We start from the raw sequence: 25145 nt of genomic DNA, 5'->3' as shown, positions 1-25145 counted from the left end.
TGGATCAGCGGGGAAGGTTCGGCGGAGGTCTCACCGGGACCGCTGGCAGACGAGGGCGTAGTGCTTGGTCGTGTAGCCCCAGCCGGCGTTGGCGACCTCGAGGTAGCGGCGCAGCGTCGCGGCCATTCCCGGTGAGACCTGCTCGATGGCCGCGGCATTGGCGTCGACGTTGTGCAGCCAGCCGTCGATCGTGCGGCGGTAGTCGTCGGTCAGGTCGTCCACGCTCACGACGGAGAACCCGGCGTCCTCGGCCGCGCGGACGAGGTCGGACAGCGGGCGCATGTCGCCCCAGCCGAAGATCGACTCGCGGACGAACTCGGTGCCAGCACGGCGGTCGAACTCGTCCCTGGCCGCCGCGTTGCGAAAGCAGCTCTCCGAGACGTAGTACCGGCCGCCCCGGCGCAGCAGGGACCGGGCGCGCCGCATCACGTGCACGAGGTCGGGCATGTGCACGATCGAACCGAGCATCGTCACCGCGTCGAACGGGCCATCCGGCAGCGCGGCGTGCTCGAAGTGGCCCTGGACGGTGCTGACCAGGTTGGCCACGCCGAGGTCCCCGGCCCGCTTCGCGATGTAGGCGTGCTGGTTGCCGGCCGGGCTGATCCCGACGACCCGCGCGGAGTACTCCTGGGCCATGAACAGGATGAGCGCGCCCCAGCCGCAGCCCACGTCGAGCAGGCGGTCGCCCTCGCGAAGGCCGAGGCGGTCGGCCACGAAACGCAGCTTCGCGACCTGGGCCTCGGCCAGTGTGAGGCCAGGCTCGCGGTAGTAACCCGAGGAGTACTTGCGCATCGGGTCCAGGAACAGCCCGAAGATCCTCGGGTCGAGGTCATAGTGCTGGTTGGTCTGCGCGGTCTCGGGGATGGCGCTGGTCACGGCGCTCATGCCGCGGCCGTCTCGGTCAGAGCACGCTGGACGACCTCGGCGACCTCGCGGATCGTCGAGGCGCCGAAGACGTCCTCGTCCTCGAGCTCGACGTCGCGGGCGCGCTCGACGCGGGCGATCACCCGCAGCACCTTCACCGAGTCGGCGCCCTCGACCGTGCGCAGGTCGGCGTCCGGCGACACCGCCTCCGGGGAGAGGCCGAGCTCCTGTGCCACGATCCCGGTGATCTCGTCGATGAGTTCGTCAGTCGACACGGACATGGGACTCCTCCGGAAGAGCGCTTCTGGTGGGTGTTTCGGCGGCGGGACCGGTGGCGGACAGCGCCTGGCGCAGTCGGGCGATCTCCGGTGCGTCCAGTGAGATGCGCGCGCGGGCCGCGTCGAGCGAGACGGTCCGGTAGCTGGCGGTGGCGGTGGCGACCAGGGGGCCGTCCTCCTCGCGGATCTCGGCCTCGGTGTGGATGAGCTGGCCATCGCCGTCCCGGACCCGCGCGACGCACTCGTAGCGGCCCCCGACCGTCACGGGCAGGACGTAGCGCATCCGCATCCCCGTCGTGAACGGGATCTGACCGGTCCGCAGGACGATCAGGTTGCCCATGATCTCGTCGGCGATCACCCCGAGCAGCCCCCCGTGGACCACGCCGGGGTAGGACTCGTACGCCCGCCCCAGGCGGAAGACCGTCCGCAGGCCGTCGCCCCGGTGGGTGAACCGCAGCTGGATCCCGTGCGGGTTGTGCGGCGAGCAACCGAAGCACCGGTAGTCCGCGAGGACGTGCCAGGGCAGCTCGATGGGGTCCTCGACCGTCATGCGGGTACGTCCGCGAGCCGCTGGCGGAAGGTGGCGTGGAAGCTGACGCCGAAGCTGATGCCGAAGCCGTGCATCCGGGATGTCTCCTGTCGATCGGACCTGCGGCGGGAGGGCGCGCCCGTGGGCCTCGGGGCCGGAGGCGCGACGAGTCGGGCGGCGGTCAGGTGACGGTTCACTCGGCGGATCCAGGCAGCGGGTTCCGGTGGCTGCCTTGGGGCGGCGATCGGGTGATGTGGTCAGGCATCCAGGTGGGCGGCCTCCCGTGTGAGCTCCCGGGCGGCGAGTCGCTGGAACTTCCCACTCGAGGTGCGGGGCAGGTCGTCGGGACCGACGAGGCGGACGGCGACGTCCGGCAGGCTGAGCGCGCCCGAGACGGCGGCACGCAGATCGGCGGCGAGCCGTGCCCGGTCGGCCGGGTCCTCCAGCGCACTCTCGCCCACGACGGTGATGCACTCGGCGCCATCGGCCGCTACGTCGGCGAACGCGACGCAGCGTCCGCGGTGCAGGCCGGGAGCATCGCGGATCACGCTCTCGGCGTCCTCCGGGTAGACGTTCACCCCGCGGACAATGATCATTTCCTTGCGACGGCCGGTGACGTACAGCTCTCCCGCGTGCTGGAAGCCGAGGTCGCCGGTGCTGAGCCAGCCGTCCACGTCGGGTGCGGGTGCCGGAGACGCACTCGGGGCGGTGAGGTAGCCCGAGGTGACCGGATCGCCGGCGATCTCGATGTCACCGATCGCGCGGTCGGCGACCTCGTTCCCATGCTCGTCGACCACCCGGATCCGCACTCCGCGGACCGGCTGGCCGAGCGCCGGCAGCCCGCGCGCCCGTCGGTCGTCCCTCGGCACCTCGACCGCGACGCCGTCCGCGGCCAGCCGGTCGCGGTCGACCCAGAGCGCCGTCGGAGCCCGGCCGAGAGGCGGGAAGGTGACCGCGAGCGTCGCCTCGGCCATCCCGTAGACCGGCAGCATCGCCGCCGGCGTGAATCCCGCCGGCGCGAAGTGCTCGAGGAAGCCCTCGATGCCCGCCATCCGGATCGGCTCGGCCCCGTTGAGGGCGACCCGCCAGCGGCTCAGGTCGAGCTGGCTCACCTCTTCGCTGGGGACGGACTCGACGAGGGCCTCGTACCCGAAGCTCGGAGCCGGAGACATCGTTCCACCGAGAGCGGCGAACCCCCGCAGCCAGCGCGCCGGGTCCCGCACGAAGGCCCCGGGGGACCACGCCGTCATCGGAATCCCGGCGAACATGCCGGCCAGGGTGCCGAACAGGCCCATGTCGTGGAACATCGGCAACCACAGGCCGCCGTGGTCCTCACCTGGACGGATGTCGAGGCCCTCGGCGATCGCGGCCGTCCCGGCGAGGATGTTGCGATGCGTCAGCCGCACCCCTTTCGGCGCCGCGGTGCTGCCCGAGGTGAACTGGACGACCGCGAGCTCGCCCGGTTCGGCGTGGTGCGGCCGCGGCGGCCCGCCGGCGCCGACGGCGGCGGTGAGGCTGCCCACCGGGATCAGCTCCACCGGGGCGAGCACCTCGGCCAGCCGGCTGGCCATCCCGCCGAGCCTGTCGTCCACGAGGATCCGGCTGATGCCAGCCGCCGCGATGATTCCGGTCAGCCGGCTGGCGTAGCCGGACAGGTCGCGGGCCGAGGTCGGCAGCGGCAGGGGACAGGCGGCCGCGCCCACCCCCACGGCGGCGAACAGCGCGATCAGGAAGTCCGGGCTGTTGCGGCTGAGCACCCCGATCCGGTCGCCGCCCTCGACCCCGAGGCCGGCAAGCGCGACGGTCGCGGCACCGGACGCCGTGGCCAGCTCACGGACCGAGATGTCCCGGCCCTCGGAGGGAAACGACAGCGGGCACTCGGGATCGGCGGCGACGACCGCCGCCAGGGCGTCGGTGAGGTTACCGACACTACCGGCGAGCATCTTCTTCGCTCCTGTCTCACGAGGGCGGGCGCGCGGTGGGCGAATGTCGGTGGGTATTCGGCGGGGGTGCTCGCGATTCATCGCGCGAGCGGATTGCTCGAGGACTGTTCATACCGCCGACGCGATGAATAGTCGGTCGGATGGAGGAGGGAGCGAATCGCTCCTGGCGTGACGCGCGGCATAAAGAGCCGGCGCCACGAATATCCGCGCGGGGATCGACTGCCGCGAGGCGATGCTGTCCGAGGCTGACTGCTACCGGTGAACCTGAATCGAGCTTCGGTCGTGGCCTGGATCGCCGTCAAGCTTGCGGAGCCGATACAAATCGGCCTATCACGGCGAGGAGACGATCAGCCGGCGGCCGCGGCGGCGTGACGAGGACGAACAGGCTCCGGCGCGCCGGTGGCCGACGGCGGCGAGCACGCGGCAATGGAGGTTCCCGCCGGGCGACCAGCTGGTCGCCCGGCGGGAGGGTGCCGTGGGCTCAACCCACGGCCCCCTCGGCCAGCCGGTGGCCGTCGTCGGGGTCGAACAGGTGGAGGTGGGTGTGGGGAACGCGGACCGTGACCCGTTCTCCCACAGCCGGAGCCGGTTGCCGGGCCGGGATGACGACGGTCCAAGGCAGATCGTGAGCGCTCCGGCCGGCGGCGGCCCCCTGGGAGATGCCATGGACGACGGCCGTGTCGCCGGTGAACTCGATGACGTCCACCGTGCCCTCCACGCTCAGACCCGGCTCGCTCGGCCGGCCGGCCGCGAAGGGCTCGAGCGTTCCGTCGGCCGGTCGCCATCCGACCCTCACCCGGGGCAGCGGGATAGCCGTGGGCACGGTGGCCCACATGCCGGCCGCGGTCAGCCGGCTGCCCTGGGCATCGGAGACGACGTCGACATGGTGCAGGTTCATCGCCGGGCTGCCGACGAACGTGGCGACGAAGGTGTGCGCGGGGCGGCGGTAGACGTCGCTTGGGGAGCCGGCCTGGACGATCCGGCCGGCCTTCATGACCACCAGGTGGGTGCCCATGGACAGAGCTTCGAGCTGGTCGTGGGTGACCAGGATGACGGTGTTGCCGAGTTCGCGGTGCAGCCGGATGAGCTCGGCGCGGGCATGCTGGCGCAGCTGGGCGTCGAGCGCGGACAGCGGCTCGTCGAGCAGGAGCACGCCCGGGCGCCGGACGATGGCGCGGGCGACGCCGACGCGTTGGCGTTCGCCGCCGGAGAGCTGCCCGGGGCGGCGGCGGCGCAGCGGCTGCAGGCCGAGCATCTCGCAGGCATCGGTGACCCGCCGGGCGATCTCGGCGCGGCTGGGGCCGCCGCGCCGGTCGTGCTTCGCCTCGAGCCGCAGGCTGAAGGCGATGTTCTGCTCGACCGTGAGATGCGGGTAGAGGGCGAAGTCCTGGAAGACCATCGAGACGCCGCGGCCGCCGGGTGGGGTCGTGGTGACGTCCCGTCCATTGATCATCACGGTGCCGGAGTCCGGCGTCTCCAGGCCCGAGACGACCCGAAGGCCGGTGGACTTCCCACAGCCGGACGGGCCGACGAGCACGGTGAACGACCGGTGCGGGATGTGCAGCCGGGGAACGTCGAGCACGGTCTGCGTCCCGTACCGCTTCACGACCCCGTCCAACAGCACACCCCCGACGTCGGCGTCGGCGTCGTCGACCGCGGCGCCAGACGCCTCCAGGCCGGCCGACGCCGACGCCTCCGCCACGGCGTCCGTCTCCGTCTCCGCCACGGCGTCCGTCTCCGCCTCCGTGTCCGCCGGCCCGGCGTCCGGGGGCGCCGCGCCCGGCGAGGGCGCGTCGCGCGGCCCGTCGCCGAGGGCCCTCGGCGGGGTCAGGGCCAGATCGGCCTGCCGGGTCGGGAACATCCCAGGTGTCATTGGATTCCTTAACCTGCCGTGAGCGCGGGCGGGATGTCAGCGCAGTCCGGACTGCAAGAAGGCGTCGGTGATGCGCCGCGAGGCGAGCAGGTAGACGGCGACGACGGGGAGGGTGGCGAGCATCGCCGCGGCCAGCAGGGGGCCGTAGTCGGGGCCCTCCTGGTTGCTGAACAGCCGCAGGCCCATCTGGATGGTGGTGTGCTCAGGGCTGGGGGCGGCCAGCGCGGGCCACAGGTACTCGTTCCAGGTGGTGATGAACACGATGATCGCGACCGCGCTGAGCGCCGGGCGCAGCAGCGGGAGCACCACGAGCCGCAACGTCTCGCCGTGCGTCGCGCCGTCGAGGGTGGCGGCGCCGAGCAGGGTCGGCGGGATCGAGCGGATGTGCTCGCGCAGCAGCAGCACGGCGAGCGCGCAGGTGGACAGCTGGGGGACGACCAGTCCGACGAAGGTGTCCCGCAGGTGCAGGTGCGAGATCATCAGGAACTGTGGAATGATCAGCGCCTGCGGTGGGACCACCAGCGCGACGGTGACCATGGCGAGCACCACCCGCTGGCCACGGTGCGAGAAGCGGACGAACGACCAGGCGGCCAGCACCCCGGCGCCGAGCTGGAGCAGGGTCACCCCGGCCGCCGTGATGAAGGTGTTCAGCAGCAGCCGGGCGATCGGGAAGTCCTCGAGCGCGAAGCGGTAGTTCGCCAGCGTCGCCGGGATCGGCAGCGGGTTGGCGTCGAACACGTCGGTGCCCGGCTTGAACGACCCGGACAACCCCCACAGCAGTGGGAACAGCACTCCGACGGCGGTCAGCGCGAGCACCGCGTGGCGCCCCGCGCCCCGCGCGCCACCGGCCCAGCCGCTCCGCGCTCCCCGGCCAGGCAGGCCAGTCCGGTCGGGCGGGTCGGGCGGGGAGTCTCGACCGGCCGGCGGGGCCGGCGGCCCTGCCGGCCCCGCCAGCGCGGCGAGCCCGGGGTCACGACTGCGCACGGCGCCTCCGCAACAGTGACGATGCCCCGAACAGGGCGGTGAGCAGGACGACGATGGTGACCGCGGCGGCGGCGGCGGTTCCGGCGTCGAAGAAGGTGAACGCGTAGGTGTAGAGCCGGTAGTAGACGTTGTCGGTGGCTCCCACCGGGCCACCCTGTGTCAGTACCGCGATGTTGGTGAACGTCCACTGGCCCGCGAACACCAGGCACAGGAAGCCGAGCAGGACGGTCGTGCCGCCGAGCTGCGGGACGACGAGATGCCGGGTGATCTCCCATTCGGTCGCGCCGTCGACCCTCGCCGCGTCGAACGCGCGGCGGTCCAGTGCCGCCAGTGCCGCCCCGTACAGCAGCATGTTCAACGCGACGAACCTGGCGGCCGTGATCAGGGAGATCGTCCACAACGCGGTCGACGGGTCGCCGAGCCAGTCACGCTGCGGAAGGCCGATCTCGCCGAAGACCGTGTTCACGATTCCGCTGAGCGGGTCGAGGATGAACCGCCAGGTCAGCGCCGTAGCCACCGGCGCGAGCACGACGGGCAGGAACAGCAGCGACCGGTAGACGTCGCTGGTTCGGCCCGGCCGTTTCCACAACATGATCGCCAGGGCCATCGGCACGACGGTGGCGAAGGGCAACATCGTGAGCACGTAAAGGGCCGTGCGGGAAAGCGCCGCCGGGAACTCCGGCTCCTCCACCAACCGGCGATAGTTGCGCAGGCCGACGAAGGACCCCGACGGTGAGGTCAGGTTCCAGTCGAGCAGACTCAGCGCGGCCGTGAAGACGAGCGGCCCGTAGACCCAGACGATGAGCGAGAGCACGACGGGCGCCTGGTAGGCCCAGGGTGCCAGCCGGGTCCGGATACCGGTGCCGGGGGCACGCCTGGCGGCGCGCCCCCGGAGGGTCGGTGAGGCGGGTGCCTCAATGATGGTCATCGTCGTGGGTCAGGTGGTGAGCTTCCGGATCTTGTCCGCTACCGAGGCCAGTGTCGGCGCGGGGTCGGCCCCGCGCAGCACGATCGGCGCCACCGCCTCGTCCTGGAGCGCGACCACGGCCTGGTTCGCCTGCGTCCCCTTGAAGGAGGTGTACGGCGTGACCGTGTCGAGCTGGCTGAGCGACGGCTGCAGGAGCTTCAGGATCGGGGTGCCCGCGAGCTTGGTCGCCACCGCCGGCCGCAGCGGCAGATACCCGATCTGCGACGTGATGATCTCGAAGCCGGCCTCGCTGGTGACGAACTTGACGAACTCCCAGGCCGCCCGCTTGTGCACGTCGTCCTTGGCGAGGATGGCGAGGCCCGCGCCGGAGTATGTCGGCTTGGCCGGCTTGCTGCCGAACGTCGGGAAACCGGACGTGCGCAGCTCGAACTTGCCGGTGGCGGCCTTCTGGGCGCTGGTCATCAGCGCCGTGCTGGTCAGCAGCATGCCCAGCTTTCCGCTCGTGAACGCCGACACCGCGCTGGCCGAGCTCACCGCCGGCTGTGCCCCGGACTTGGTCAGGTCCCCCATCGCCGTCAGCGCACCCACCGCCGCCGGCGAGTCGACAGTCTCCTCACCGTCCTTGCCGACCAGGCTGCCGCCGTTGCTGTTCACCACGGACTGCGTCAGGAAGTCGGACTTGCTGTCGTCCGCGACGCCGATGTAGATGCCCTCGGCGCCGGTCGCCTTGATGGCCAAGGCGTCCTTCTTGACCTGGTCCATCGTCGTCGGGGGCTTGTCCGGGTCGAGGCCGGCCTTCCGGAACAGGTCGGCGTTGATGTAGAGGATCGGGATGGACATGGTGTAGGGCATCGCCTTCACCACGCCGCCGCTGGAGACCGCCGAGAGGATGTTGGCGGACATGCCGGCGGTGTGCGCCTGCCACTCCGAGGCCGACGGGATCTGCTGCACCGGGGTGACCGGCAAGGCCTGCAGCGCCTCCGACATCTTGCTCCAGCCGATCTGGGCGACGTCCGGGGGAGTGCCGGCCGCGGTGTCCGTGCGCAGCTTGGTCAGGACGTCCGCCACGGGCACGCCCTGCGGCTTGACCGTGATGTTCGGGTACGCCTTGTGGAAGGCGTCGAGCAGCGCCTGCGTGCCCGTCCCGCCCAGGCCCGGCGTGCCGTAGTTGTAGGACAGGAAACTGATCGTCACCTTGGTCGAGCTGTCCAGCGTCGGGATCGCCGCCGCTGCCGCGCTGGTCGGTGCGTCCGTCGACGAAGACGTCGAACCGCCGCCGCACGCGGCCGCGGCGAGCACGCCGGTGACGGCGAGCGCGGCGGGCACCAGCCGCCACAGCCGTCCGCAGTGGATCCGGCCTATCATTTCATGGCCCCCTCGGGAAAAGTATTTCGGGAAGTTCGGGCGTCAAAACGTCCAGTCGGTGAAGCCTGGGTCTACCGGCGTTCGAACATTCGCCTCTCGTCCGTCATCCGCGCGTTCGACCAGCCGTATCGGCGGCGCGGAATGCGCCGGAACATGCTGGCCAACCCAGCGCTCCGGTGTTGAAGGCACCCGATCCGGGGCCCGTGGCGATTGCGGGCAGGACCGCCGCTGCGATAGTGCTCGCCGTTCTGTCCGCAGGCAACACCGACATTCTGAAGGCGTCATAACGAAAATTAATCGCCATCGGCGCGCGGGCGCCGGGTCCCGGGCGGGCCTTGGCCGCCGCGACCGGGGGCAGGCGAACCCGGGAGCGTCGAGAGGCCGGAGCGCGCGTGCGGGCGTCGGCGTGGACCTCGGCGCCGCCGGCACGCGGGCGGCTGCCCGGTTCGGGGCCGAGTCGGCTGGCGACCGTGTCCGAGGGTCGACGCGGACAGTCGCCGTTGCGCAGAGCCGAGGCAGTCGGAGGTCCGGACACGAGCTGCGTCTGTTGTCGACCTGCCTGCCACTCGGGTCGCGGCGTCGGTGGGATCGAACCGCGGCCGCCTGGTTCGCGGGGCCCTATCGCGCCTCGCCGCCCCCGCGCCGCGGTCGGGCGTCTGGGACGACGGACCCGGTCAACCGTGGCGGGGAGAGGGCACCGCCGCGCGTTCGGCGAGGACCGCGTCGACGCTGTCCAACAGGGCCGTGACGGCCCTGCTCGCCGCGGGCCGCCACACGATCCGCAGGGGGAGGGCCGGCACGGGGTCGACGATCGGCACCGCCACCGTGCCCTTCAGGGTTCGGGCCCGCTCCATGGAGGCGATCGCGGTTACGGAGCGAGTCACGAGTCGGAGCCTTGCTTCGCCCGTGTCGTCGGTCTCCGCGATGACTCGCAGGGTCGTCTTTGCCCGTTGGGCGACGGCTAGGATTGCGTCGTACATGGCGGGAGAGGTTTCGCGCCGACACAGCATGCACGGCTGCTCAGCCAGTTCACGGAATGAGATTTTTTCTCGTCCCGCCCATTCATGGTGGTCGCCGACGATGGCGACCAGTCGTATCCGGACTATCTCTCGCGAGCGTAGATCGCCGGTTGGCTGCGGTCCGTAGAGGAAGCCGACGTCGAGCTGTCCCTGGAGAAGGCGCTCCAACTGCTGCGCGCTGCCCTGCTCCCACAGGTGCGTTGCCACGCCCGGGTTGGTCGTGCTCAGCTTGACCAGCGCGGGCTGCAGAACACGCTCGGCGGCCGGCAGATTGAATCCGATCCTTATCCATCCGGTCCGGCCCGCCGCGACGTCCTGTACGGCGGCTTCCGCCCGTTTCGCTTGGTCGATGAGACGCTTGGCCTCCACCTGGAACACTCGGCCCGCGGGCGTCAGTCGGACGTCGTGCGAGGTTCGTTCCATCAGCTGGACGCCGAGATCCCGCTCCAGACGGCGCAGATGCTGGCTCAGCGCTGGCTGAGTCAGGTGGACCTTCGCCGCGGCCCGCCCGAAGTGTAGTTCGTCGGCGACTGCTAGAAAGGACAGGAGGTGTCTGAACTCCATTATTCTTCCTCTCGCAGCTCCCTCTTGCTCGCAGCTCCCTCTTGCTCGGAGTCTAGGTGGCTCGACTAACGAGCGGTTACGGCCGTGTGTTGGGAGGCGGAACTGCCGAGGTCTTGCGTATCTCGATGATCGCGAGTTTTGGTGCGGCGAGGATCGGCGCGGCGCCGCGAAGTAGCGGTTCCGAGGTTCTGGTCATCGCACCCGGCGCGCCCCGGTCACGGCGCGCGCACGGGCGCGGGACACTGGGCGGTCACGATCCTGTGCTCGTGATGTGATTGCATCCGACGGCGAATTATAAGCTACAAGTGCAGTGCGCAATTGGTGAGGTCGATCACGGTCGAGTTCCAAAACCAGTGTCCGGCGGCTCTGTATTGGGCAGGCGAGGCCGTGCTTCGCTGGTCATGCGGCATGTGGGGTCGTGCCGGGTCGTCGCCGGCGTCGCGCCGCGGAGCGCGGATGCCGCGCATGCAGATCCTGTTGGCCAGGGAGTGAACGGGCGGCCAACTCCGTGGGATTGCCGGCAGAAGGCCCAGGTCAATGGCGGTGGGTGATAGCCAGCGGCTCTGGCCCTATTTGCGCCTGTTCACCCGCCTTGACCTGCTCGATCGGCGATGGCCACGATCGCCACGATGACCGCGGCGCCAAGAGGCCGCACCGGGACGCGACCAGCGTGCCTCGGGACCGCTCCATCTATATCGGCAGGGAATCGGCCGATGGCTGGGAGGTGTGACGGACGATGACAGACTCCGACGCGGCCGCCAGAACCGGGCCGTCGCGGGGGGATGGGCGCGACCACGCGGTCGTCCTCGGTGCCGGCATCGCCGGCATTCTGGCCGCGAGGGTCCTCACCGACACCTTCCGCGCAGTGACGGTCATTGACCGGGACGACCTGGTGGACATGGTTCCCAGACGGGGCGTGCCGCAGGGCCGGCACCTGCACGGGCTGATGGACTCCGGGCGCCAGATCATGGAGGAGCTTTTCCCCGGGGTGACGGAGGAGCTGATCGAGCGCGGAGCGACGCTGGGCGACGTGCTGGTCAACACCCGCTGGTACCTCGCCGGGCTCCGAGCCCAGTCGACGTCGGCCGGCCTGAACACGATCCTGGCGAGCCGGCCATTCCTCGAGACCATCCTGCGGGCGAGGCTCGCGGCCCTGCCGACGGTTCAGCTGTGTCCGCGAACGGCGGCTGTCGGTCTCGTCGAGGCGCCCGGGCACCCCCGTCGGATCGTGGGCGTGCGGGTGACCCGCGGCGGCACGGATGACGGCCAGCAAGCCCCGGAGAGCGGTGATGTGATCAACGCGGACCTGGTCGTGGACGCCACCGGTCGCGGTTCCCGGGCGCCCGACTGGCTGGCCGCGCTGGGCGAGCCGCGCCCGGCCGAGGAGAGGGTCGACATTGACGCCTGCTACACGACCCGGATATATCGGCGAAAGCCCGAGCATCTGGACGGCGACGTCGCGGTCAACATGACGGTCACGCCCGGTCTGCGGGGCGCGGCGGCGGTCGCGATCGAGGACGACCGCTGGCTGGTGACGCTCGGCGGCACTCTCGGGGATCACCCTCCGCACGACGAAGCGGGGTTCCTCGCCTATGCCCGGACGCTGCCGTCCCAGGACATCCACGATCTTCTCATGATTGCCGAGCCGCTCACCGATCCGGTGCCGTACCGCATTCGTGGCTCGCGGCGTCGTTACTACGAGCGGACGCCGACGCCGCCCGAGGGTTTCATCGCCATCGGCGACGCGCTGTGTGGCCTGAATCCCGTGTACGCCCAGGGCATGACGACCGCGGCGCAGGAGGCCAGGGTGCTCCAGCGCTGCCTGGCATCCAGCCGGCCGGGGCTGCCGGGTCGTTTCTACCGCGAGGCCGGCCGCGTGGTCGACACTGCCTGGCAGACCTCGACGGGCGCCGACCTCGCGCATCCCGCCGTCGAGGGCCGGCGTACCACCCGCGGCCGGCTGATGAACGCCTATGTGAAGCGGATGCTGATCGCCTCGCACGTGGACCCGGTCGTCGCGCGGACGTTCATGCGGCAGATGCACATGGTGGACCCCCGGTCGGCCCTGCTGCGGCCGGGCATGGTGTTCCGCATCCTCCGGCGCGGGAAGCTGCCGGCCCAGTAGGTCCGACGGTGTCGGCCCTCGTCGCCGTCGGCGACACACCTGCGCGACATACCTGCACACCTGCGCGGCACATCGGTCGACGGCACATCTGCCGACGCCGCGTCCCGCCTCGGCGAGGCAAACCTTCGTCACCGCCCACATGTGGCGGTGGTCGCATTACCGGAAATGACGTCAGTGGACCAGCGATTGGATGTCATGATGCGCCTGACTGTGCTTGGTTGTCGTGGTGGGGTGCCCTCCGAAGGCCATCCCAGCTCGAGCTATCTCACCACGACGCCAGGGGCGCATATCCTGCTGGACTGTGGCCCTGGCGCGGCGACCGCGTTGGGCGCGGTACTCCGGCCCCGGCAGCTCGGCGCGGTCGTGATCAGTCATCTTCATCTCGACCACTGTTATGACCTGCTGCCGATCGGCAGGCTGCTCATGGCCCTCCGGATGCGCGGCGACCACGGGGTTCCGAAAGAGGTGGTCGACGGCGCTGGCGCGGAGGCGGACCCGCCGATTCCGCTGTACGTACCCGAAGGCGGCCGTGCCCTGCTCGACCAGCTCATCCGCGTCTTCCCGATCCCGACGCTGCCGATCCTGGAAAGGGCGTTCGAGGTGGCCTTCGATACTCGGGAGTACAGGCCGAACGACTCCTTCGTGGTCGGCGACTGCGAGGTGAGCCTTCATCCGTTGCGACACGCCATTCCCAACTGTGGAATCCGGGTCGAGAGCGAGGCCGGAACCCTCGCCTACACCGGGGACACCGGAATGACCGACGGGTTACTGCCGCTGGCCCGCGACGTGAACGTGTTCCTGGCCGAGGCGACACGGGCGACCACCGACAACGGTGCGCACGGGCACCTGAGCGCGACGGAGGCCGGGCGGGCGGCCGCCGAAGCCGGTGCCGACACGCTGATTCTCACCCATCTGGTCTCGGCGGCGCCCTCCTGGGTCGACGCCCAGCGGGAAGCCGCGCAGTCCGTGTACGGCGGCCGGGTGCTCACGGCGGAGCCGGGCGCCGTCTTCGATGTCCGCGCGCCGGAAAACCCCTCAACCGTGCCCGGTGAAGATCCGGCAGACTCTATTCTGACCTGACCCCGCCAACAGGCAGCTACCTGGTTCACCCGTTCTATTAAGCTGCGATTCTCCTGGGTCGCGTATGCTATCGGCGCGGCTGTTCGACGAACATTGACTCCTCGTAGGACAGATCGAAGGATGACGGCGAGATCGTGACCTGGCCAACAGCCCCGATCATAGCACTCTCGATCACTTCAATGCGCCGGCCGCCGAGCCGGTGACATCCCAGTAGACATAGTCGGACCCGGGTCCCGGTAAGGATCTGGAACGGGTTCCTGATTTACCTGCGGCCGGGTGATCCGCCCGGGTGATCCGCTCGAGCGCGGTCGATTCAGTCAGTTGCCGCCGATCGGCAGCTGGGACGATGCCTCAGGACGCCCCGCTCCTGGGCAAACGGTTCTGGTCAACCGGACATACCTGGCCGCCTCTATTTTGGCCTGCCCGCGACAGCCGCCGATGTGGTCGGCATCGCCTTGTCGGGCCCTGTCCAGGAATTCGGCCTCCGTTCGGAGAAACAAACGGCTGTGGCTCCGGCCGCGGCATGTCCTCGTGGGAAGGTGACCGCATGACCAACGATCCTGACGTGATCGTGGTGGGTGCGAGCGTTGCCGGCTGCACCGCGGCCGCGCTCTTTGCCCGCGCGGGAGCTCGTGTACTGCTCCTGGAAAAGCATTCCAACATCGAGACGTACAAGGTGCTCTGTACGCACACCCTGCAGCCCTGCGCGGTGCCCGTGATCGACCGCCTCGGGCTGCGGCCTCGGCTCGAGGCGGCCGGCGCGGTGCCGCACGTGTCCAACTACTGGACGCAATGGGGCTGGATCTCGCCCAAGGCGGCGCCGGGCGGCACGTTGCCGCACGGGTTCAACCTCCGGCGCAAGATCCTCGACCCGATGCTGCGCGAGCTCGCCGCTCAGACGCCCGGCGTCGAACTGTGGCTCGGGCAGTCGGTGACCGGCCTGATCTCCGAGGACGACCGGATCGTCGGCGTTCGGACCCGGACGACCGGTGGTCAGGAGGCGTCGCTGCGAGCCCGACTGGTCGTCGGCGCCGACGGCCGGGACTCGACGGTCGCCCAGCTCAGCGGCGTCCCCGTGCGGGAGGCCCCGAACAACCGGTTCGCCTACTTCGCCTACTTCCAGGACCTGCAGCCGGGCGACCATCCCCCCACCCAGATCTGGTTCCTGAACCCGGACGGCGCCTACTGCATGCCGAACGACAACGGCATCAGCGTCCTCATCGTCGCGCCGGAGAAGACACCCAAGCACCTGGCGGCGTTCCGCGAGGACGTACCGGGCGCCTTCCACCAGTACGTCCGCGAGCTGCCGGACGCTCCGCCGATCGACGATGTCCCGCTGGTGTCCAAGTACATCGGGATGAACGACATGCCGCTGCGGTCGCGCGGGGCGTTCGCGCCCGGGCTCGCGCTGATCGGCGACGCGGCGCTGTCGACCGACCCGATGTGGGGCATCGGCTGTGCCTGGGGGATGCAGTCGGCGGCGTGGCTCGTCGACGCGCTCGGTCCCGCGGTGCTCGGCGAGGGCGACCTGGATGGAGGACTGGCGGCGTACGCCGGCCGCCATCAGGTCGAGGTCGGCGGCTACCAGCGGATATTCGAGAGCTTCGCGACGGCCCGTCCGCTCAACGCGTTGGAGCGGCTGATGTTCTCCGCGTCGGCACGGGACGAGGCGACCGCCCGCCACGCCTACCTCTTCGGGTCGCGGCTGATCAGCGTGCCGGAGTTCATCGCGCCGCCGGCGATCGCCCGGGCGGTGCTGGCTCAGGACGACCTCGCCGTCGACACGGTCCTCGAGAACCTGCGCGAGGTCGAGTTCCTCAACGTCGACGAGATCAGCAGGCTGGTGCACGCCGGGCCGTCGCTCGTCGACGTCTCCGAGCCGGCGGGGCACGCGGCGGACGCGTGACCCGGCAGGCATCGCGGGCAGGAGGCGAAAGAACGATGGCAGGCGTCCCCGAGTCCGGCGTCGCGGGCGCGAGCCGCGCGACCGACGCCCGCGATGCCGGCGGCCCACCCGTCGGCGTGCGCGGCGGTGCGGCATCGAACGGCGGTGACCTCGACATCCCTCCGATCGACCGGAGCTGGTGGTCGTGGAGCGGCGTCCACGGCGGCCTGACGGTCGCGTTGCTGCTGCGCCACGCACGCGCCCACGCCGGCGGGCTCGACGCCCGCACGGTGCACGCGTCCCTGCTTCGGCCCGTCCAGGACGGCGGGCTGCGCCTGTCGACCGAGGTCGTGCGGCGAGGCGCCGCGAGCGTCGTCACGCGCGCGGCCCTGATGGAGGGCGGCGCGCCGGCCGTGCTGGCGACGACGCTGCTGGCCGCGCGGGCGGCTCCGACCCACCTGCCGACCCGGCCGCCCGCCGTGCCGCCGCCGCGGGACTGCCCGGATGCCGGGTTCACCACCGAGGTGGTCCCCTTCGTCCAGCACCTGCGGGTGCGCATGGCCGGCGACGCGCGGCCGCTGAGCGGCGGGACGGATCCCAGCCTGGTCGCCTGGATGCGGCTCGAGGAGCCGGGATTCGACCCCGCCGAGGCCGCCGTCGTGATGCTGGACTCGATGCCGCCGGCGATCTACGCGCTCACGACCGAGCCGGTCCCGGTTCCGACGGCGGAGTTCTCGGTGCATTTCACCGACGGTCTCGACCGGCTCGGCGAGCGGGACGGCTGGTCGCTGATCGAGGTACGTACCGAACAGGCGAGCGACTCCTGGAGCGTCGACTCGAGCAGCCTGTGGAGCCCATCCGGCACGTTGCTCGCCGTCGGCCGGCAGACCCGCCGAATCCTGCCGGCCGGGTGACGAGTACCGCCGTGTCCACCCCTGATTCCGACTCCGTACTGACACACCTGATCGATCGGAGGTGGCTGTCCAGATGACGACGCAATCCGCGAACCTGATAGTGCGTAGTGCGCCGGGTGGACCGGTGCGGGTCGAGCCCGTGGCCGTGATCGGAATCGCCTGCCGACTGCCCGGAGCCGCTAACCTGGCCGAGTACTGGCGGTTGCTGCGCGAGGGAGTCGACGCGGTCGGCAAAGCCCCGGTCGGGCGGGTCGACGGCCCGGGAACCGTCGGCTCGCCCGCCGGCTTCCTCGACCAGGTCGACCATTTCGACCCTGAGTTCTTCGGCGTCTCGCCCCGGGAAGCCGACTCGATGGATCCCCGGCAACGGCTCGCGTTGGAGCTGGCCTGGGAGGCCCTCGAGGATGCGCGGACCCCACCCGTCTCGGTGCAGGGCACCCGGACAGGGGTCTTCGTCGGCGCCACCGGCGACGACTACGCGATTCTCGCCGCACGTCGCGACAGGAGCCTGACCGACCGTTTCACGATGACCGGGCTCGCCCGAGGCGTCATCGCCAACCGGGTCTCGCACGTCCTGGGTCTTCGCGGTCCGAGCCTGGTCATCGACACCGTCCAGTCGTCGTCGCTGGTGGCGGTTCATCTGGCCTGCGCGAGCCTGCGCTCCGGCGAGTCGGAGCTCGCCCTGGCCGGCGGCGTGCAGCTGAACCTCGCCGCGGAGAGCGCCCTCGCCGCCCAGCGTTTCGGAGCGCTGTCGCCCGACGGGCGCTGCTTCACGTTCGACGAGCGCGCGAACGGCTTCGTCCGCGGTGAGGGCGGCGGCCTGATCGTCCTCAAGCTGCTGTCGGCGGCGCTGGCCGATGGCGACCGCGTGTACTGCGTCATCCAGGGCAGCGCGGTCGGCAGCGACGGCGGTGGTGGCTTCGCGGTAACCGGCGGCGCGAGCCTCGCCGTACCCAGCGCCGACGCGCAGGAGGACGTGCTGCGCCGGGCGTACGAGGCCGCCGGCGTCCAGCCGTCCGCCGCGCAGTACATAGAGCTGCACGGGACCGGCACCCCGGTCGGCGATCCCGTCGAGGCGGCGGCGCTCGGCGCCGTGGTCGGGGCGGGACGTCCGGCGCGGGCGCGGCTACCCGTCGGCTCGGTCAAGACCAACATCGGTCACCTGGAGGCCGCCGGGGGGATCGCCGGCCTTATCAAGGTGGCGCTCGCCCTGGTTCACCGCCAGCTCCCGGCGAGCCTGCACTTCGTCCGGGCCAACCCACGGATCCCGCTGGACCGGCTCGGCCTGCGCGTCAACACCTCGCTGAGCCCGTGGCCGCGGCCCGGCGAGCCGTTGGTCGCCGGGGTCAGCTCGTTCGGCGTCGGCGGGACGAACAGCCATGTCGTGCTGACCGAGGCGCCAGGCGAGCCGGCACCCGCCGGTGGCGACCCGGGCGACGGCGCACTGTCCACCGAGCCGTCCGAACCCGCGGCTGGCACCGCCACTCCGACGCCCGAGCGGTCCGTGCCCGACGCCCCGGCCGTGCCGTGGATCCTGTCGGCGCGTTCGACGGCGGCTCTGCGCGCGCAGGCCGACCGGCTCGCCGCCCTGCTGGACGAGCGGCCGGAGCTGGACGCCGTCGCCGTCGGACGGTCGTTGCTCACCACGCGGTCGGTGTTCGACCGGCGCGCGGTGGTGCTGGCCGCCGACCGCGCCGGGCACCGCGCCGGCCTCGCCGCCCTGGCCGCCGGGCGGGCCACCGAGCACCTCATCGAAGGCACGGCGCCCCGCGAGGAGGCGCCGGTGCTGGTCTTCCCGGGGCAGGGCGCCCAGTGGGACGACATGGCGGCCGACCTGCTCGTCTCGTCGGCGCCGTTCCGCCGCGCACTGTCCGACTGCCACGACGCCCTGGCGCCCCACACCGACTTCTCGCTCATGGACGCCCTGCGCGCCCGCGGGTCCGAGGGCGGCGGCGAGCGGGACGACCACGAGCGCGACGACGTCGTCCAGCCAGCGCTGTGGGCCGTGATGGTGTCACTGGCCGAGGTGTGGCGCTCGATGGGCGTGGTGCCCGCCGCGGTCGTGGGGCACTCCCAGGGGGAGATCGCCGCGGCGACCGTCGCGGGTGGGCTGTCGCTGTCGGACGCGGCGCGCATCGTGGCACTGCGCAGCCGCGAGCTCGCCGGCATCCGCGGGTCGGGCTCGATGATGGCGGTCGAGCTGTCCGCCGAGGAGCTGGCCGCGAGGATCGACGCCGCCGGCGGTGAGCTCCACCTCGCGGCGGTCAACGGCCCACGCTCGGCGGTCGTCTCGGGCACGACCGAGGCTCTGCGGCTGCTGCACGCGGACCTGGAGCGCACCGGTCACCGTACCCGGATGATCCCGGTCGACTACGCGTCACACTCCCCGTTCGTCGAACCGCTGCGGGAACGCCTGATCGACCTCCTGGGGCCTGTCACGCCGCGCGCGGGCGACATCCCGTTCGTGTCGGCACTGACCGGCGGGCTCCTCGACACCACCGCGCTGGACGCGAACTACTGGTACGCCAACCTGCGCGGCACCGTGCGCTTCGACCTGGCGGTCCGTGACCTCGTGGCGCGCGGCCATCGACTGTTCCTGGAATCCAGCGCGCACCCGATGCTGGGCGCCAGCATCCTCGACATCCTGCACGACGCCGACGTGGACGGTGTGGCGCTCGGCACCCTGCGGCGCGGGGAGGGTGGGCCGGACCGTGTCCGTCGCGCGGCGGCGGAAGCGTACGCGCACGGCGTGCCCGTCGACTGGCTGTCGGACTACCCGGCCGGCCCAATCGTCGACCTGCCGACCTCCGCGTTCCACCGGTCCCGTCACTGGCTCGACATGCCACGTTCCGCCCGCACCGCCACGACGTCTCCGGTCGCGACGTCTCCGAGCGAGACGTCTCCGGCTGTGACACCGTCCGCCGTGACGCCCACCGCCACGGTGCCGTCTGCGGCGCCGCGGTCGGCGGACACCGCGAAGGCGGCGCGGGAGCTGGTGCGATCGGCCATCGCCGACGTCCTCGGATATGACGGGCCGGGCGCGGTGCCCATGACGCGGACGTTCCACGCGCTGGGAGTGGACTCGCTGGGCGCGGTCCAGATCCGGGGCAGGCTGAGCGCGACGACGGGCCTGCGGTTTCCCGGCTCGCTCGTCTTCGACTATCCGACACCGGAGCTGCTGTGCGCCCATGTGCGTGAGGCCCTGGACGAGGCGGCGGCCCGCGGCGCGCGGCAGACAGCGGCGGCCACGGAGGCCGACGCGTCGGTCGCCGGTCAGTTGGCCGCTCCCGCCAGCTCCGGCGGCCGTGGCGCCGCGGCCGCGGCGGAGGCGGACGACCCGATCGTCATCGTCGGGATGAGCTGCCGGTTCCCCGGCGGGATCACCAGCCCGGAGCGGCTGTGGGAGGCGGTCGCCGACGGCGTGGACACCGTCTCGGAGTTCCCCGACGACCGCGGCTGGGACGTCGACGGCCTCTACGACCCCGACCCCGACCGCGTCGGGACCTGCTACACCCGCCACGGCCACTTCCTCGAAGGCCCCGACCTCTTCGACGCTCCGTTCTTCCACATCGGACCGCGCGAGGCCGCGGCGATGGAGCCGCAGCAGCGGCAGCTGCTGGAGGTGTCCTGGGAGGCGCTCGAAGGCGCCCGCATCGACCCGTCCACGCTGCGCGGGCGGCCGGTCGGCGTGTACGTCGGCGCGATGATGCAGGAGTACGGCCCGCGGCTGCACGAGCCCGTGGCCGAGACCATGGGCCACCTGCTGACCGGCGTCCACTTGAGCGTCGCGTCGGGCCGGGTCTCCTACGTCCTCGGGCTCGACGGACCGTCGCTCACGGTCGACACCGCGTGCTCGTCGTCGCTGGTGGCGGTGCATCTGGCGGCGCAGGCGCTGCGTTCCGGGGAGTGTGAGCTCGCGCTGGCCGGCGGTGTGACCGTCATGCCCGGGCCGGGCCTGTTCGTCCAGTTCAGCCGGCAGCGGGGACTGGCCACCGACGGGCGGTGCAAGCCGTTCGCGGCCGCGGCCGACGGCACCGCGTGGTCGGAGGGTGTCGGTTTCCTGGTACTGGAGCGGTTGTCGGACGCGGTGCGCCTCGGTCACCTGGTGCGGGCGGTGGTGCGGGGTTCGGCGGTCAACCATGACGGGGCGAGCAACGGGTTGACGGCGCCGAACGGTCCGGCCCAGCAGCGGGTGATCAGGCGCGCGTTGGCCAACGCGAGGTTGTCCGGCGACCAGGTGGACGCCGTCGAGGCGCATGGCACCGGTACGCCGTTGGGTGACCCGATCGAGGCCGGCGCGCTGCTGGCGACGTACGGGCAGGGACGGCCGGCCGAGCAGCCGTTGTGGCTCGGCTCGATGAAGTCGAACATCGGCCACACCCAGTGCGCGGCCGGCGTGGCGGCCGTCATCAAGATGGTCCAGGCGATGGAGCACGGCGTGCTGCCGGCGACGCTGAACGTCGACGAGCCCTCGCCGCACGTCGACTGGTCGGCGGGCGCGGTGTCCCTGCTCACCGAGACCATCACCTGGCCCGACCACGACCGGCCTCGCCGCGCGGGCGTCTCCGGCTTCGGCATCAGCGGCACCAACGCGCACGTCATCGTCGAGCAGGCACCTTCCGCCGTCGACGGGCCGGCCATGGGCGATGACCCAGCCGCGGGTGACGCCGGTGCCGACGGGTCGGACTGTGCTCCCGATGTCGTCCCGTGGGTCCTCTCGGCCACGAGCGAGCCAGCGCTGCGCGCCCAGGCCCGGCAGCTCGCCGACTTCGTCGAGGCCAGTCCCTCGGCCGAGGCGCGGGACGTCGGACTGTCGCTGGCCGTCACCCGCGCGACCTTTGACCATCGGACGGTCGTTCTGGGACGTGAGCGCGCCGACTTCCTGCGCGGGCTGCGGGCACGCGCGGACGGCGAGGCCGCCGAGGAGGTCATCCAGGCCGTCGGGTCCGGTGACACCGCGCCCGTCCTCGTCTTCCCGGGGCAGGGCTCGCAGTGGCGCGGCATGGCCGCCGACCTGTTCGCCGCCTCGGCGCCGTTCCGCCGCGCGCTGTCCGCCTGCCATGACGCGCTCGCTCCCCATGCCGACTTCTCGCTCCTCGACGTCGTGCGGGGGACCGGCGACCCGCGGGCGTTCGAGCGGGTGGAGGTCGTGCAGCCCGCGCTGTGGGCGGTCATGGTGTCGCTCGCCGAGCTCTGGGCGGCGTACGGAGTGCGGCCCGCCGCCGTCGTCGGACACTCCCAGGGCGAGATCGCCGCGGCCACGGCCATCGGCGCGCTCTCACTCGACGAGGGCGCGCGGGTGGTGGCGCTGCGCAGCCAGCTGCTGGCCTCGCTCGCCGGCACCGGGACCATGGCATCCATTCCCGCGTCGGCCGACGAGGTGCGGGGGCTGCTGGCGGGGCGCGCCGCGCGCCTCGACATCGCCGCCGTGAACGGCCCCCGGGTCACCGTCGTGGCCGGTGAGCCCGGCGCGGTGGACGCCCTCGTCGAGGAGTTCGTCGCCAGGGGCGTGCGCGCCCGGCGTATCCCCGTCGACTACGCGTCGCACTCCGCTGACGTCGAGGCGCTGCGCGAGCCGCTGCTGCGTCGCCTCGGTCACGTCGCGGCCAGCGGCTCGGACGTCTCCTTCGTGTCCACCGTGACCGGGGAGCCGATCGACACGAGCCGCCTCGACGCCGCCTACTGGTTCCGCAACCTGCGCGAGCAGGTGCGTTTCGACACCGTCATCCGGGCCCTCGTCGCCGACGGGCATCGGCATTTCGTCGAGGCGAGCCCGCACCCGGTGCTCACGATCGCCGTGGAGGACGTCCTCGACGACGCCGACGTCGACGGCACGGTGATCGGGTCGTTGCGTCGCGACGACGGCGGGATGTCCCGCTTCCTGACCTCGGTGGCGCAGCTGAACACCAGCGGGGGCCGGGTGGACTGGGCCGGCGCCTTCGGTCCGTCAGCCCGGACGGTCGACCTGCCGACCTACCCGTTCGAGCATCGGCGGTACTGGCTGGCACCGGCCGCCGCCGCCGCCGAGAGCGCCGCCGGACCCGGAGGTCCGGCCGCCGGGCACCCGCTGCTGAGCACGGTGATGGACGTCGCCGGCCGCGACGAGACGGTGCTGGCCGGGCGGATCTCGCTGCGCTCCCAGCCCTGGCTGCGGGATCACGGAGTCAACGGGACGGTCCTGCTGCCAGGCACCGCCTTCGTCGAGCTCGCGCTCGCCGCGGCCGGACGGTCGGGGCCGGCGCGCCTGGAGGAGCTGACGCTGCAGGCGCCCTGCGTCCTGCCATCCGACGGCGCGATCGCGATGCAGGTCGTACTCGGCGCGGCCGACGGCCCGGACGGGTCCCGGCCGGTCAGCGTCTATTCCAGGCCCGACGGGGATGCCGGTGACGCGCCCTGGACCTGCCACGCGGTGGGGCGGGTCGCTCCCGCCGGGGCCGGGCCGGCCGTGGCCGACTGGGCGGCCGCCTGGCCGCCACCGGGCGCGGACCCCGTCGATCTGACGGACGCCTACAGCACCCTGGCTGCCCGTGGCTACGACTACGGCCCCGTCTTCCAGGGCATGCGGGCGATGTGGCGGGCCGGCGACACCCTGTTCGCCGAGGTCGCGCTGCCCGGCGGCCAGGAGGCGGCGGGCCGGCGGTTCTCGCTGCACCCCGCGCTCCTCGACGCCGCCCTGCACCCAGTCGTGCTCACCGGCCTCGGCGCGGACGACGCGACGCAGATCCAGCTGCCCTTCGTGTGGCACGGCGTGCGGGTTCACGCCGAGGGCGCCACGCGGCTGCGGGTCCAGCTGACGCCCGAGGGCGAGGCGGGGGTACGGGTCGCCGTCGCGGATCCGGAAGGAGCCCTGGTCGCCCAGGTCGACGCGCTCGTCCTGCGGGGAATACCCGTCGCTCGGCTGCGGGCGCTCGCCGCGATGCTCCGCGACCCGCTGCTGGGCGTCGAGTGGACGCCCGCGGGCGGGCGGGGCTCGGCGGTGCCGGCCGCGCCTGATGCGGGCTGGGTGTATCTGGGCGCCGGGACGCGGGCGCCAGGCACGCCGGGCGGTGCCGGCGGCGCCGCGGCGGCCGACCTGGCGGCGCTCGCCGGTGACGTGCCGGCGGTCGTCGTCGCCGACTGCGCCAGCCCGACGGACCCGGCCCGGCCCGCCGACTCGGTGCGCGAGGCCGCCGAGCGCGTCCTCGCCCTGCTGCAGGGGTGGCTCGCCGACGACCGGTTCGAGCGGTCACGGCTCGTGGTGCTCACCCGCGGAGGCGCGGTGACCGGCGACGGGGCGGGCGCCGCCACGGAGCGGATCGAGCTCGCGGCCGCCGCGGTGTGCGGCCTGGTGCGTTCCGCGCAGACGGAGAACCCGGGCCGGTTCGTCCTCGTCGACGTCGAGAACGACGCGCCGCCCGCCCTGCTGGCCGCCGCGCTGGCGACCGGTGAGCCGGAGCTGGCGCTGCGGGCCGGGGCCGTCAGGATCCCGCGTCTTACCCAGGCACGGCCGACGCGGACCACCCCGAGGTCCGCGATCGACCCGAGCGGGACCGTTCTGATCACGGGCGGCACGGGGACGCTCGGCGCGTTGCTTGCCTGCCACCTCGTCGATCGGCACGGGGTTCGCCATCTCCTGCTCACCAGCCGTCGGGGCCCGCGGGCCGGCGGCGCGACCGAGCTCGTCGCCGAGCTGGCCGAGCGCGGCGCACGGGCCGAGGTCGTCGCCTGCGACGCGGCGGACCGGGCGCAGCTCGTCGAGCTGCTGGAAGGGATACCGGCCGACCGGCCGCTGACCGCGGTCGTCCACGCGGCCGGGGTTCTCGACGACGGTGTCGTCGGGTCGCTCACCTCGGCGCGGCTCGAGGCGGTGATGCGCCCGAAGGTCGACGCCGCGTGGAACCTGCACGAGCTGACGGGCGTGGCCGACCCGCCGCTGCTCGCGCTGTTCTCGTCGGTGGCCGCGACCCTCGGCAACGGGGGCCAGGGCAACTACGCCGCCGCGAACGCGTTCCTGGACGCGCTCGCGCACCACCGGCACGCCCTGGGGCTGCCGGCGGTGTCGATCGCCTGGGGCCTGTGGGAGCCCAGCAGCGGGATGACCCAGAACCTGGACGCGGCGGGTCTCGCCCGGCTGCATCGCTCCGGCATCGAGGCGATGCCCGCTGACGGGGCGCTGAGCCTCTTCGACGCCGCGCTGGAACTCGGCGCGGCGCACGTGGTGGCCGCCCGCTTCGACCTGGCGGGCCTGCGGGCCGGCGGGGACGACGCCGGCGACCGCCCCATCCTGCGGCTCCTGACGGGCGGAAGCTCGCCGCACACCGCCGCCGCCGCGCACGAGGCCGATCGGACGGAGACGCCCGAGACGCCGCCGCTGTTGCTGCGCCTCACGTCGAGCGCGGCCACGGAGCGCAGGCAGGTTGTCCTCGACCACGTCCGCACCACGGTCGCGGCGGTGCTCGCGCACTCGAGCCCGGACGCTGTCGACGTCAGCCGGCCGCTGGCGGCGCTGGGGTTCGACTCGCTCGGCGCGGTCGACCTGCGCAACAGGCTGGGGTCGGCCACCGGGCTGCGGCTGCCGGCGACCATGGTCTTCGACCATCCGACGGTCGCGGCCATCGCCGAGTACCTCGACAGCCGCCTGCCCGCCACCGCGGGCCCCGCCTCGCCCGCGTCCCCCATGCCGGCCAGCGGGATTCCCAACCAGATCGAGGCAGCATCCGACGACGAGATCTTCGCGCTCATCGACAACGAGGCCTGATACCGGAGCCTTCGAGCCTCCGGGTGCGCGCGGCTTCGCCATTGGCGCGCACCCTTC

14 protein-coding genes and 1 pseudogene are annotated in these 25145 nt (G+C 72.2%); 5 read left to right on the top strand and 10 right to left on the bottom strand.

Annotation, left to right across the window (positions count from 1 at the left end; translation table 11 throughout):
- Positions 1 to 30 precede the first annotated feature (30 nt).
- The 10 genes and pseudogenes from QOZ89_RS27135 to QOZ89_RS27090 all read right to left on the bottom strand — a co-directional run.
- Positions 31 to 885: an SAM-dependent methyltransferase gene (locus tag QOZ89_RS27135; RefSeq protein ID WP_071048165.1), complete on the bottom strand. Its 855-nt coding sequence runs from the start codon at positions 883 to 885 to the stop codon at positions 31 to 33.
- Positions 882 to 1145, bottom strand: a complete 264-nt coding sequence (locus tag QOZ89_RS27130; protein WP_071048164.1) for an acyl carrier protein — start codon at positions 1143 to 1145, stop codon at positions 882 to 884. Before QOZ89_RS27130 ends, QOZ89_RS27135 begins: the two co-directional genes overlap by 4 nt.
- Complete coding sequence (locus tag QOZ89_RS27125) at positions 1129 to 1692, bottom strand: PaaI family thioesterase (protein WP_071048163.1); 564 nt, start codon at positions 1690 to 1692, stop codon at positions 1129 to 1131. The genes QOZ89_RS27130 and QOZ89_RS27125 overlap by 17 nt, the downstream gene beginning before the upstream one ends.
- Before the next feature lie 236 nt (positions 1693 to 1928).
- Positions 1929 to 3614 carry an AMP-binding protein gene (locus QOZ89_RS27120; protein WP_071048161.1) on the bottom strand — a complete coding sequence of 562 codons (1686 nt, stop codon included), beginning with the start codon at positions 3612 to 3614 and terminating at the stop codon, positions 1929 to 1931.
- A 481-nt stretch (positions 3615 to 4095) separates the two neighbouring features.
- Positions 4096 to 5487 carry an ABC transporter ATP-binding protein gene (locus tag QOZ89_RS27115; protein ID WP_241841645.1) on the bottom strand — a complete coding sequence of 464 codons (1392 nt, stop codon included), beginning with the start codon at positions 5485 to 5487 and terminating at the stop codon, positions 4096 to 4098.
- Positions 5488 to 5523: 36 nt separating this feature from the next.
- Positions 5524 to 6471 (bottom strand): carbohydrate ABC transporter permease, encoded by a 948-nt coding sequence (locus QOZ89_RS27110; protein WP_241841644.1) that lies wholly within the window; start codon positions 6469 to 6471, stop codon positions 5524 to 5526.
- Positions 6458 to 7399, bottom strand: coding sequence for a carbohydrate ABC transporter permease (locus tag QOZ89_RS27105; RefSeq protein WP_071048160.1), 942 nt, complete (start codon positions 7397 to 7399; stop codon positions 6458 to 6460). Before QOZ89_RS27105 ends, QOZ89_RS27110 begins: the two co-directional genes overlap by 14 nt.
- A gap of 9 nt (positions 7400 to 7408) precedes the next feature.
- Positions 7409 to 8764, bottom strand: coding sequence for an ABC transporter substrate-binding protein (locus QOZ89_RS27100; protein WP_083418442.1), 1356 nt, complete (start codon positions 8762 to 8764; stop codon positions 7409 to 7411).
- 674 nt (positions 8765 to 9438) lie between these two features.
- Complete coding sequence (locus QOZ89_RS27095) at positions 9439 to 10161, bottom strand: LysR family substrate-binding domain-containing protein (protein WP_241841646.1); 723 nt, start codon at positions 10159 to 10161, stop codon at positions 9439 to 9441.
- Positions 10162 to 10173: 12 nt separating this feature from the next.
- Positions 10174 to 10347 (bottom strand): annotated as a pseudogene (locus QOZ89_RS27090) (LysR family transcriptional regulator); the annotation flags it as partial.
- Positions 10348 to 11083: 736 nt separating this feature from the next.
- Between QOZ89_RS27090 and QOZ89_RS27085 the strand changes: the two are divergent.
- From QOZ89_RS27085 to QOZ89_RS27065, 5 genes are all read left to right on the top strand, one after another.
- Positions 11084 to 12472, top strand: coding sequence for an FAD-dependent oxidoreductase (locus QOZ89_RS27085; protein WP_071048158.1), 1389 nt, complete (start codon positions 11084 to 11086; stop codon positions 12470 to 12472).
- 141 nt (positions 12473 to 12613) lie between these two features.
- Entirely contained in the window at positions 12614 to 13552 is a 939-nt protein-coding gene (locus QOZ89_RS27080) for an MBL fold metallo-hydrolase (protein ID WP_241841643.1), read from the top strand.
- A gap of 547 nt (positions 13553 to 14099) precedes the next feature.
- Entirely contained in the window at positions 14100 to 15458 is a 1359-nt protein-coding gene (locus QOZ89_RS27075) for an FAD-dependent oxidoreductase (protein WP_071048157.1), read from the top strand.
- A gap of 35 nt (positions 15459 to 15493) precedes the next feature.
- A complete protein-coding gene (locus QOZ89_RS27070) occupies positions 15494 to 16351 on the top strand; it encodes a thioesterase family protein (RefSeq protein ID WP_071048156.1) in 858 nt (285 codons plus the stop codon).
- Between the two features lie 73 nt (positions 16352 to 16424).
- On the top strand, positions 16425 to 25088 hold the full coding sequence (locus QOZ89_RS27065) for an SDR family NAD(P)-dependent oxidoreductase (RefSeq protein ID WP_312626134.1): 8664 nt from the start codon (positions 16425 to 16427) through the stop codon (positions 25086 to 25088).
- Positions 25089 to 25145 lie beyond the last annotated feature (57 nt).

The sequence above is a fragment of the Pseudofrankia coriaricola genome (assembly GCF_032027725.1).
Lineage (GTDB): Bacteria > Actinomycetota > Actinomycetes > Frankiales > Frankiaceae > Pseudofrankia.
Note: the sequence above shows the minus strand (reverse complement) of the source record. Positions and strands in the feature narration are given on the sequence as shown.

What these genes read in the sequence shown, in the direction of transcription:
- QOZ89_RS27135 (WP_071048165.1), bottom strand. Translation starts at nt 885, where the DNA reads ATGAGCGCCGTGACCAGCGCCATCCCCGAGACCGCGCAGACCAACCAG.
- QOZ89_RS27130 (WP_071048164.1), bottom strand. Translation starts at nt 1,145, where the DNA reads ATGTCCGTGTCGACTGACGAACTCATCGACGAGATCACCGGGATCGTG.
- QOZ89_RS27125 (WP_071048163.1), bottom strand. Translation starts at nt 1,692, where the DNA reads ATGACGGTCGAGGACCCCATCGAGCTGCCCTGGCACGTCCTCGCGGAC.
- QOZ89_RS27120 (WP_071048161.1), bottom strand. Translation starts at nt 3,614, where the DNA reads ATGCTCGCCGGTAGTGTCGGTAACCTCACCGACGCCCTGGCGGCGGTC.
- QOZ89_RS27115 (WP_241841645.1), bottom strand. Translation starts at nt 5,487, where the DNA reads ATGACACCTGGGATGTTCCCGACCCGGCAGGCCGATCTGGCCCTGACC.
- QOZ89_RS27105 (WP_071048160.1), bottom strand. Translation starts at nt 7,399, where the DNA reads ATGACCATCATTGAGGCACCCGCCTCACCGACCCTCCGGGGGCGCGCC.
- QOZ89_RS27100 (WP_083418442.1), bottom strand. Translation starts at nt 8,764, where the DNA reads ATGATAGGCCGGATCCACTGCGGACGGCTGTGGCGGCTGGTGCCCGCC.
- QOZ89_RS27085 (WP_071048158.1), top strand. Translation starts at nt 11,084, where the DNA reads ATGACAGACTCCGACGCGGCCGCCAGAACCGGGCCGTCGCGGGGGGAT.
- QOZ89_RS27075 (WP_071048157.1), top strand. Translation starts at nt 14,100, where the DNA reads ATGACCAACGATCCTGACGTGATCGTGGTGGGTGCGAGCGTTGCCGGC.
- QOZ89_RS27070 (WP_071048156.1), top strand. Translation starts at nt 15,494, where the DNA reads ATGGCAGGCGTCCCCGAGTCCGGCGTCGCGGGCGCGAGCCGCGCGACC.
- QOZ89_RS27065 (WP_312626134.1), top strand. Translation starts at nt 16,425, where the DNA reads ATGACGACGCAATCCGCGAACCTGATAGTGCGTAGTGCGCCGGGTGGA.